The sequence below is a fragment of the Pseudomonas sp. NFACC43 genome, assembly GCF_900119645.1.
In the GTDB taxonomy this organism is placed as follows: Bacteria; Pseudomonadota; Gammaproteobacteria; order Pseudomonadales; family Pseudomonadaceae; genus Aquipseudomonas.
In genome coordinates this window covers 3278-6412 of sequence record NZ_FPKK01000032.1, presented here as the reverse complement: position 1 = coordinate 6412, position 3135 = coordinate 3278, and the positions used below count along the sequence as shown (strand labels likewise).

General features: G+C 64.4%; 2 protein-coding genes. Both read right to left on the bottom strand.

Annotated features, from left to right (window positions below; genetic code table 11):
- A partial coding sequence (locus BT179_RS26150; protein WP_083569809.1) for an AMP-binding protein occupies positions 1-2163 on the bottom strand: 2163 nt, incomplete at its 3' end.
- Between the two features lie 324 nt (positions 2164-2487).
- The coding region (locus BT179_RS26145) for a phosphopantetheine-binding protein (RefSeq protein ID WP_256343868.1) at positions 2488-3135 on the bottom strand (648 nt) is incomplete at its 5' end.

Below are 3135 nucleotides of genomic sequence, written 5' to 3'. Positions count from 1 at the left end.
CCAGGTCAGGAAGTTCACCGTGTTGCGGTGCTCGATCATCACGCCCTTGGGCAGACCGGTGGAGCCGGAGGTGTAGATCACATAGGCCAGGTGCGCGGAAGTCAGTTCCGGAACCTGCGGATTCAGGACGGACTCGTCCTGCCAAAGTTCGCTACCCAGATCGATGACCGGCATCGCAGCGCCGGCCAACAATCCAAGCGTCGCCGCCTGGGCCAGCACCGCTGCCGGGGCGCTGTCTTCCAGCATGTAGGCGATCCGGTCCGCCGGATAGGCCGGATCCAGCGGCACGTAACCGCCGCCGGCCTTGAGGATCGCCAGCAGGCCTACCACCATATCGAGGCCGCGCTCGACACAGATCGCCACCCGGGAATCGGGTTGCACGCCCTGCTTGCGCAGGTAATGGGCCAGGCGGTTGGCCCGTTCGTTCAGTTCGCGATAGCTCAGGCGCTGTCCACGATGCAGCACCGCCAGTGCGTCCGGCGTGCGCTGAACTTGCGCTTCGAACAGCCCGTGAATTGTCTGCTCCAGCGGGTATTCGGCCTGGGTGGCGTTGAATGTCGCCAGCAATTGCTCGAGCTCTGTCTGGGGCACGACTGACAGCCCGGATAACAAGGCCCCCGGCGTCTGCCGCAATGCCTCCACCAGGCTCGCCAGCGCCGTTTCCATATAGGCACCGACCCGTGCCGCGCCAACGCCCTCCACCGCCTGGACGGTCAGGCCGAAGTCCTCGCCCATGTCGTCCACCGACAGCATCAGTGGGTAGTTGGTGCGTTCCTCGCCACCGAGTACCTGAATACCGTTCCAGGCCGACACCGCTTCGGTCGAAGTCGCCGTACCGCTGTGGCGATAGTTGAGCAAGGCGCTGAACAATGGCGTCGGCGCAGCCACGCCGCTGCAGCGTTGCGCCAGCGCCAGGGAGGCGTGCTCATGGCCCAGCAGGGCCGTCAGCCGTGCGTGGGTCGCCTTGACCCCGGCGCGTACCGGCTGCCCTTCCACGTCGACTCGCAACGGCAAGGTGTTGATGAACATGCCCAAGGCTCGATCAGCCCCCTCGCCGCCCTGCATCCGACCCAGCAGCACGGTGCCGAACACCACATCCTGCCGGCCGGACACACGCCCCAGTACCTGCGCCCAGGCCAGATGGACCAGGCTGGCCACGCTCACCCCCAGTTGCCGGGCCTGGGAGCGCATGGCCTGGCTCAGGCTGGCCGGGAGCGTCATGAAGGCTTCCTCGACCACCTGCCCGCTGCCTTGCACTTCCTGCAAGCCAAACGGCAAGGTCGGCTCGTCGACGTCACCGAGCATTTCGCGGAAAAAGGCTTCGTGTTCCTGGCGACTCACACCCAGGCGCACCTGGGCCACGTAGTTGCGGTACGGTACCGCCTCGGGCAGGGCGTGGCCCTGGCCCAGCAGGAACGCTTGCATCTCGTGCTGCACCAGTTCCAGGGCCGCATGGTCCAGCGCCATATGGTGGAACAGCAGAAGCGCTACCCAACGCTGGTTGGGGCGATCCTCGGCGCAGACCAGCCGCAGCAACGGCGCCCGTCCCATGTCCAGGCGGTGGTGGCGGGTATCGAAGCGTTGTTGCAACTGTGCCTCGACGGCGCCCTGGGCCGGATCCAGCTGCAGCTCCTCCAGGGTCAGCACGGCCTTGTGCCAGACCACTTGCACCGGCTCGTCCAGCCCTTCCCACGCCACCGAGGTGCGCAGGATGTCATGGCGGTCGATCACCCCTTGCAGGGCCTGGAGGAAATCGTCCAGGCGAGCGCGTCGGTCGACCCCGAACAGCGCATGCAGGACATACGGATCGCCCTGCTCCGCAGCGAGGTGATGATAGAGGATGCCCTCCTGCAACGGCGCCAGGGGATAGATGTCCTGCACATTGCCCGCGCCGCCGGGCACGCTGTCGATGATCCGGTCGATCTGTTCCTGGGTAAGGCTGACCAGGGGCAACATGTCGGGGGTGATACGGAAGGCCGGGCTCAGCCAGTCGCCACCGTTTCGCTCCACCAGCTCGAGCAGTTCACGCTTATGGAGGGCAAGGCTTTCCCACAACGCGTCGTCCAGTCCTTCGTCGTCGCCCTGGATCACAAGGTTGTCGTCGTCCTGCTGGAGACGGATCGGGTGCTTGGAAAGCGCTGCCATCAATTCGCTGAATTGCATCGAGGAAACCTGCTTCGTAGTTCGGAATGGTTGACGATCGAAATCTCGTCTTTCAGGTACGGCGTCGCGCCGGAACGCATACGGCGTACAGGCCAGGGCAATGGAAGAGCGTCATGTTCAACCCAAGGAGATCCCTCTCTGGACCGTCTCCTCACAGGCCAAAAAAAATTAGAGCATTCGTTGGGGCATGTCTGTCATGGGAAGCAGGGACAAGCTCCGGCCCCGGCAGGACAGGCATTGTGTCGGGAAAAAATCGCGGCGAACGCCCTGCCGGGGGAAGCCCCCCGGCAAAGTTTTTCATCCGCGGATCGTGCGGTATGCGACTCAGATGCGGCGCTGGCGCGCCAGGGTGGGAATCTTCGTCGCGGGCACTTCGATACGCTGCACCTGCCCTACCGCCGCGGCCACCAGTGCCAGGGTCGGCTGACCGAACAGCACCCGCACATCGGCCTCCATGCCCTCCTTGCGCATGCGCTCGATCAACGTCACGGCCAGCAGGGAATGTCCCCCCAGTTCGAAGAAGTGGTCATGCCGGCCGATACGCTCGATTTTCAGCAATTCGGCCCACAGCGAGGCGAGCTTGATCTCCACCTCTCCCACGGGGGCTTCGTAGCGATGCGTGGCGAACGCCTCGCTGTCAGGGACGGGCAAGGCCTTGCGATCGAGCTTGCCATTGGGAGTCAACGGCAAAGCGTCAAGACTCACGTAGGCCGCCGGCACCATGTACTCCGGCAACTGCGCTTGCAGGTAGCCACGCAGCAGGCCCACGTCCACCGCCTGGCCTGGCGAGGGCCGGGTGAAATACGCCACCAGGCGTTTATCGCCGGGTATGTCCTCACGGGCCAGGATCACCGCCTCTTTTACCGCTTCATGCCTGGCGAGCCGTGCTTCAATCTCCCCCAGTTCGATGCGGAAACCACGGATCTTCACCTGATCGTCGTTACGACCCAGGTATTCGATATTGCCGTCCGG